4 protein-coding genes are annotated in these 7,787 nt (G+C 42.1%); 1 reads left to right on the plus strand and 3 read right to left on the minus strand.

Features of this window, described 5'->3' with window-relative positions; genetic code table 11:
* The first annotated feature begins 638 nt into the window (after positions 1-638).
* On the plus strand, positions 639-707 hold the full coding sequence (locus DSOL_RS30275) for a hypothetical protein (protein WP_427854460.1): 69 nt from the start codon (positions 639-641) through the stop codon (positions 705-707).
* Between the two features lie 181 nt (positions 708-888).
* Here DSOL_RS30275 and DSOL_RS24845 read toward each other — a convergent pair whose 3' ends face one another.
* From DSOL_RS24845 to DSOL_RS24855, 3 genes are all read right to left on the minus strand, one after another.
* Positions 889-4,524 (minus strand): cell wall-binding repeat-containing protein, encoded by a 3,636-nt coding sequence (locus DSOL_RS24845; protein ID WP_075367412.1) that lies wholly within the window; start codon positions 4,522-4,524, stop codon positions 889-891.
* Positions 4,525-4,878: 354 nt separating this feature from the next.
* Positions 4,879-5,946: an alpha/beta hydrolase family protein gene (locus tag DSOL_RS24850; RefSeq protein WP_139314612.1), complete on the minus strand. Its 1,068-nt coding sequence runs from the start codon at positions 5,944-5,946 to the stop codon at positions 4,879-4,881.
* A gap of 81 nt (positions 5,947-6,027) precedes the next feature.
* Positions 6,028-7,698: a CocE/NonD family hydrolase gene (locus DSOL_RS24855; protein ID WP_075367414.1), complete on the minus strand. Its 1,671-nt coding sequence runs from the start codon at positions 7,696-7,698 to the stop codon at positions 6,028-6,030.
* Positions 7,699-7,787: the final 89 nt, after the last annotated feature.

A 7,787-nucleotide genomic window follows, 5' to 3' on the forward strand; every position in this document is an offset into this window, starting at 1 on the left:
ATTTTCATACCTACTGGTCTCTTCTGCGGTCGGACAAAGAACAATCGTTTTCTTATCCTCTATCGTAAATGTACTGTAGGGGAGTTTAGCACTGGAGGTCTTACGACCCGTCATATCTGTAAAATGCATTGTAGCTCCATGATTTTTTGCCTCTTCACAACGTCAGGACTATAATAGCCCCCATCAGTATATAGATCTTTAATCCTCTGTCCCGCAATAGTTGGTAAGCTCTGATTCAGCATTTCGACGTCGCTGGTCATATTGGGGGCTACATCAAAATGAGTCACGACTTGAACAGGATTATCATCAGCACAGGTTTCCGTTAGATTTAAGGCATAACCCACATGCTTTTTGCCGCCTTTATTGCGGTAGGTCGCATCCGTGTCATGTGCCGACTGAAGAGAATTCGAAGAAATTTCTCGATCCCCTTTGGCGATCCATTGGTTTTGTTGTTCGTTGAACGTGGCTTGTTCATTCAAGAATCGGTCAATAGTCTGCATTACGGGAGTTTCTTTCAGTTCAGGTTGGCCTTCAACTAATTGAATCAATTCGGCGCAATGATGGATGATCATTTGAGCTGTAGAAAAAACTGAACTCGAACTAATTATGGCAACGTTAATAATAATCGCACCAATGCTATGAGATCTTTGGGACTTTCTCGCAGTACATTTTATAAGAAAATTCATAAATACAAGGTCGTTTTTTGATCTCATTAATGCAGACAGTGCGTACGCCAAGTCTTACGCTAGTCTGACGCCTAGTTGAACCTATTCTACAGAGTGTATCAGCAAATGTTTTCTGATAGGATGAAATAAACCTATCTCGCAATAGAGAAGGCCAGCTCCGCAACTGACCTTCTCTAATCTGTTAGAAAATAATTCTTTCCGACTACTGTTTAAGAACTACCACTCTAATGGTTTTTAGTAATCCATTTTTAGAAACGCCCGTAAGCACAACGAAATCACCAGCCTTTAGATTATTGGCTGTAATCGTTCCATATTGATCGACAGTGAAGGCAGAGGCATCTGCACGTGTATAGGTTTGTTTAGAGCCAGTTTTAGCTGTGTAAGTGTATACATTATCTGGATCAACTGTACCATCAGCAGCATTATCTGGTCCAGGAACGACGAAAATCTGCGCTAATGACTGTCCTTTAGCAGTATACTGATCTTTAGCATAGAAGTAGATTAATGATCTGTTAGCTTTTCCACCAGCAGCATCGAACCTGGAAATACATTTACCTACTGCCAAAGTATTTCCACTGGAATTGCCCGTACTGACAGCCGGAGTTAGATAAACCGTATTTCCATCATCAGATACGGAAATGCCATCATAAGATGCGTCAGCGGTAACTCCTACATTGCTTGCAGCCGGATTTTCAGTTGTAGATTTAATGACGGTAGTTAAAGCATGTACAGCACCGTCAGCACCCTTAATGGTTACTGTCAAGTTACAACTGGATTGTGTCACGTTATCTGGTAAAGCATTTGCCGATACAAAGATTGAATCGTAACCATTAGGATCTATCGTAATCCTGCCTACCCCTTGACCAGGATAGCCGAGTTTGCTAAGAGTATATTCATTAGGATCTATATTAAAATCTGTTGAATCCACAGATTTTCCTACAATTAACGGCTTTCCTGCTTTGGTATTAGATGCTAAAACTACTTTTGATCCGCTTGCGGTTGTCCCGTAAATGAACGGATTAGCATCATAGGCATTATCTTGCCAAGTAATAGCCGCTGGAGTTGTGCCCTTGAGCGCAGCAGCATATAACGGTTTCGCAACTGGGCTGATAGTATATCCCTTAATATCAGTTGAGTCAGCTGCTAAAACCGAGATCGTTACAGACTTGGAATCAATAATAGCTAAGGATGCTAATTCTGCAGCAGTTGGGTTCGCTGGATCAGCACAAATAGTTTCAGTATTGGAACCAGCTTTCTTTTGAGCTGTATCAACAAGATTAAATGTTACCGTCCCTGTTCCGACATTGGCGGCTTCAATTTGAATACCCATATTGCCGTATGAAAGTGGTGAGCCTGAAGTGACAGATAATAACCCGTTGTTCTGTGACAAATTAATAGCAGCTCCAGCAGCTGTTGAACTAGTTGCATAGACTGCGTAAGTCTGAGGTTCGTTCACCATATCAATCGCACGACCATATTGATCTTTAACCGATAAGCCGCCATAAAGATATCCCATGTCTACGCGCTGTACCGCACCTGCCTGCATTGTATTGATGATCGCTGAACGGTTGAATGTTAAGGTATCCGCTACAGCACGTTTCTGGATATTCAGAGTTAAAGAGCTGAATTTTCCCGTTGAGGTCGTAGCTGTAATAACTTGTTGACCGTCATTGGGAATTCCATAATTATTGACATCGCCGACAATTACTTTGGCCGTGCCATCAACGTTTGCTTCAAAATGTGCACCACTTAATGTAATTCCTTTTATATCATCCATTTTTGTTAGTGCAGCTCCATTTTGATCCAAACAGCTAAAAGGAATTTCTTTATTCTCACCAACGGCAATACTATTGGCTGGGGCCATTAAAATAAAGGTATCTGCTGTTGATGCTTTCTTTAAAGTTGTAGTGAGTGTTGAAGTTTTTCCGGTCCAAGTCATAGCAGTAATTACGGTTGGCATATCCATTGCAAGTGATGTATTAGCTGAAGAAGCAACAACTTTTACTACTGCTTTCGTAGAATCAGTTGGATCCTTCTCTATGGTAGCTTTAACGTAGGAATGTGAAGTCGTTAACTGATTAATTTCATTACCAGTTGCTCCTGCGTCGCCATGTAAAATTAGGCCGTTCATAATAATTTGGTAATCCGTTGTGGGGTTTCCACTGATATCCTTTGCTGTATAGTTTGCATAGAAAATGCTTGAACTATCGCCATCAGTTAATACTTTCCCATCAGCATTTTTCAAATCACCGAGTTGAAAATCGCTTAAGGTGCCAATTTGAGTCGAGGTTGTCAAAGTTGAGGTGACGGAAACTCCCGATGTGGAATCATAACCAGTTATAACAACTGTAGAAAACTGCATTAGATTTGAATTTGTTGTATTTGGAGTCACAGTAAGCAAACCATCCTTAACTTCTACTGAACCTACTCCACTTTGAAAGATTATATTATTGGCAAGCCCTGAGCATGTAATATCATTTTGATATTGATCTAAGACCAGATAGGTTGCATATCCTGTTTGTTTTGAAGCGTCACTTGAATTAGTGACTACCCCCAATTTGGTTGAAGTAATCTTAATTTCAGCAATCTTTTGTGCAGCAACATCTACCTTTGAGGTTCCGAGATCCGTATCCCCATTTTTAACAGCAACTGAATACGTTCCTTCAGAGAAATTTGCAGAACTAGTCAGAATAGCTTCTGTCTTAGCAGAATTCCAAGTAGGTGAAACAGTAACAGGAGTTACCATGTTTTTAACTGTAAATGTTACTTTTGTGGAATCTGCCGGCGCTTGGTTAAATACTACTTTAAAACTCGACGCACTAACAGCGTTCACTCTTGCTACTGATAACTGGCTAGCTGGTAGTGTAGCCACACCACTAAGGATACCTTTTCGAACAGACTCAGGAACAACGGCTTCTCCCCCAATAGCTGTAACTACACTATCTGTAGCGAGTTTATCATGTACAAGAGAAGCCACAGCAGGAACAGTGCCTTCTGTGAGAACGATAGCAGATTTTGTCATAGCAGCAAGCGGTGCACCGGCAAGAGCATCAATGCCTGTCCTACCGTTAGCCACGAAGACATTGCTATAGGTGATAACCGAACTAAAATCTTGGATGACTTGGGCGTTGGTGTCATAAGCTGTGGTTCCAGCATGGCGAGTTGCTTTAGGAAGTGAGCTCATAACTGCCTCGCTGATGATCCCTTTTCCACCGATTACATCGGAAGATGTAATTCCCGGATTTGTGGCTAAGTAAGCAGAAACGCTGGCGGGAAGTGCAGCTTTGTCTGTCAAGAGGATTGGCTCGTTAGCAGCTGAGGCGACAGCAGCGATCGAGAGCGCATCTTGAAGTCCATTAACTACCGCAACTTTGGTCACACCTGTCATTTTTTTAGCAATATTGACAGAGGTTGCCGCTCGGTCAACTCCACCTAGGGGAATAACTGTAATACCCATCTCAGATAGTTGCTCTAAGACCCCTTGACTGATTACTGCTGTTCCACTGGTGACATAAACTGTTTTAACCGCAAGTTTGGTAAGTTCCTTTTTGGTGTCTGCGTCAAGAGTTGCTCCAGCGCCGGTCAGCAGGATAGGGGCTTTCAATGAATAAGCAAGCGGACCGGCTGCGAGAGCATCAACCATACCATAGGAAGTAGAGGAAGCAAGGATGGCTGTGCCTGTCCAACCTGTTTGGTCAGCAATTTGTACTGCTGTTTGAGCAGCTGTTCCCCCTGCTAAGCGCGTAGGAACCAATACATTAGCAAAAGCATTAAAAGGAAGCATACTTATTGTCAAACTTGCTAGAGTTAAAGAAGCTAACACTTTAGTTTTTTTCATCTAGTAAATTTCTCCTCTCAACTTTTGGATCCTTTTAGGAATCGATGTCCCTTTCCTGTAGGGCATCTCGTTTATCCTCTTAAATTAATTTATAGACATTGCGCAGTGCTTAAAATAATCCACCGGATTTTTTGGAAGCGTCCCTCCAGAAAATGCTGATCACTTTCGTCCGGTGGTGTGCCCTTTGAACATTCATAACCAACAACTTTAGCTTTCTTGCTTTTTTCGCTCAAGGCTAAATTATTTTTGCTAATTGCAATTTACGATTGAGCTTTTTCTGTTGTAGGTAAAAGAATTGGTGTTTCATTTGCACCAGCCCCTGTTAAGCAAAAGAAATGATCAAAATTTATTATGCTAGGGCCATATTGGTGTGTCAGAAATTTCTGCTTCGTTCACCGGCTGTCCGTCGCTCCAAAGCCCCATGTAACGCTGGTTCGAGGTGTCTCCCAAGCAATAGCTCCCGTCAGTTCCGAAGAACGCGTAATTAAAAAGGGCTGTGGCCCACTTCCAAGCACCATAATAGTCAATGGCATCGAGCACCTGGTTGTTGACATCGTTATGAATTGCAGAAATGTCATTGGTGTCTGGTGATCCATGATTATCGGATTTTATTAACACCCAATCCCTTATGCTAGATGAAATCTGGGTGGAGTTGTTCCAAATATATGTGCTTGGTGCAGATTCGACCGTTGTGTCGTCACTGCTCACCAATGTCAGCATATATGTGTCGCTGGGAATCTGGCTAAAATCTCGGTAGGGAACCCCTCCATCACTACCGTCAAGATTTTTGCCGGCATTCATAGTCATAATGGCTTTTGGCTTAGGGAGGTTAAATGCAGAGTACTCCGAAGCAAGGTTAGCAGTAGTGAGACCCCCGGCTGAATGTCCTAAAATGCCGAAATACATGTTACCGCTGGGATCATATTTAGGTTGCGCGTGTGTAGATGGATTGGCAATGATATAATTCAAGGCTGACTTAATTGCATTGCCAGCATTGACATCATAGTTATTGACATCTGTAAACAAGTTTTCATAATATGGCCAAATTACAATGTTACCTTTTTTTACTAAATGCTTGATAAAGTCGAGGTTATTATCCGGAGATGGGTTAGGTGCATACCCATGTAGAAAAGCCAACACAGGAAGGGCAACATCAACTTTGGGTGACGGCTCATAGATGATGTATTTGTTTACTCCAGTTCCAATTGTTTGGGACATTACGCTGCTGTAGTTATAGCTTGAACCACCGGGTCCACTTGTCGGCTGGGATGGCCCCACTAAATCAGTAGCATAGGCGGCTCCAGTAAAGGTAGCAGTCATTAACAAGACTAATAAAACTATCAATAACTTTTTCAAACACAAATCACTCCTTCTGAATAAATTTAATTTTCTAATTTCAGAATTTTTAGTGATAATAATCATGTTATCCTGCTAAAGTGTGGACGATATTCAGTTGAATACATTTCACCTCATTTCTTTTGCGTATCATGCTCTCCCAAGCGGTCAATTTTTAATAACCGGCAATACCAGAACAGAAGGATTGTTCCCTCCATGGTACAGGAGATTCTTGGCAGAAACATATTTGTCAAAATCGAGACCATCTTTCCCAGTATTCGAATTCAAGGCACACAGGGGATAATTCGAGGAGGATAATGATATCCTGATCTTATGTCCTTTTAAAAATGTCATGGCGGTATCCCGCAGGGTTACTGTACATAAATAAACCTGACCTGGGATTAAAAGTTTCTTTACTTTCGTAGATTCCATCAGGCTCATGCGCTGAATCCCGTCAGCAATCAGCATGGACCGTCCATCCGGGTAGACATCTGTTAAGCGAACAGCTATATCGGTATCAACACAGTCCGAAGAAACATTTAGATTTAGCTTTACCTGCCCAGCAATCGTTAAATCCCTGTCTAAGGTATCGGTGGTGTAGCACAAGACGTCGCTGCGATTTTCCACTTTCTCTCTCTGATCAAAGGTCCCTGTCGGTAATTGTGGGTCAAGACCCGCGCCTCCAACCGATGGAACAGGATTCTTCGGATCGCTGATAAATTCATCAGGTTTTTCTTCAATATTACTTTTTTGCTGAGTAAGCTTTCCTTTTTCTGCTAGGTAAAGGGGAGTTTCAATTGCATCTTTGGGAGGCCATTCATCAGCAGTTTTCCACTGGTTCGCTCCCATGACATAGTATTTAATAGCAGGACTATTTATCTCACCAGTATCTTTACCCATCGCATAGTAGTCAAAGAACTTCTCCTGTTCTTCTCTGGCTACTTGAGCGGCACTCGGAAAGTAGAGTTCACCTTGCTTAATATCCTTGACAGCACCCTGATGCACCCAAGGGCCCATAATTAATCTAACTTTTCCGCCGCCTTTGGTTTTCAGCAGGTTATAAGTCTGTAACATGTTATTATGATCATACCAACCACCAATAAGCAGCATTGGTTCTTTCACCTTAGCCGGGTTAATTGAAACCTTGTCGTACGTTCCGTCATCAAGCGGATGCTTCTTTAACAAATCTGATAAACCGGGGAAACCAATCATGGCCAGTGTGTCGACAACGTCTTGGCGGATTACGCCTCCATAATAGTAATTATTGTAATCAACCACGATGTTATATACCATCGGATCAGAGCAGACCAAGTGTGGAGGGTTTTGGGCTGCGGTTAAATATTGAACATTACCCAAGGCAGACGGCCCCCAAGTGGCGACCTTTCCGTTACTCCATGGCTGCTTGGCGATCCACTCAATAGCATCGTAGCCATCCTGACCTCGCTGATCTTCACCTGGAATAAGATTCTCTTTATTAACCTTAGCCGCATCTTTGGACTTAAAATACCCTCGCCAATCTAAAACTACAAAGGCATAATCTTTAGCGTCAAAGAAGTCTGCATTTTGATCACCCTGAAGAAGATCTTGTATTATCTGTTTATGTCGATCTTTGTTATAGGGCGTCTGAATAAGTATTACCGGAAAGTTCTTTCCTGTCTCAGGAAGATATAAGTCTGCCGCTAGCTCCGCACCGTCACGCATAGGAATTTTGGTGGAAGTTACTTTATAGTCGTTTGCCGCGAACCACCTTACGATAGAAGAAGTCTTGTAATAAGCTATCGCGGCTCCCGTCATTAGGATAAGAAAAACTATTAACCCAATCTTAATATTTTTGTTCACCTTTACGTCTCCTCACACAAACCGTCCTAAAATTTTATCCGTAAAGACGTGTATATCTTAAATATTACTTAATTCACTTGTCCAACCTG

Origin of the sequence: Desulfosporosinus metallidurans (genome assembly GCF_001936615.1) — a bacterium.
Taxonomy (GTDB): Bacteria; Bacillota; Desulfitobacteriia; order Desulfitobacteriales; family Desulfitobacteriaceae; genus Desulfosporosinus; species Desulfosporosinus metallidurans.

What these genes read in the sequence shown, in the direction of transcription:
- DSOL_RS24850 (WP_139314612.1), bottom strand. Translation starts at nt 5,946, where the DNA reads ATGATTATTATCACTAAAAATTCTGAAATTAGAAAATTAAATTTATTC.
- DSOL_RS24845 (WP_075367412.1), bottom strand. Translation starts at nt 4,524, where the DNA reads ATGAAAAAAACTAAAGTGTTAGCTTCTTTAACTCTAGCAAGTTTGACA.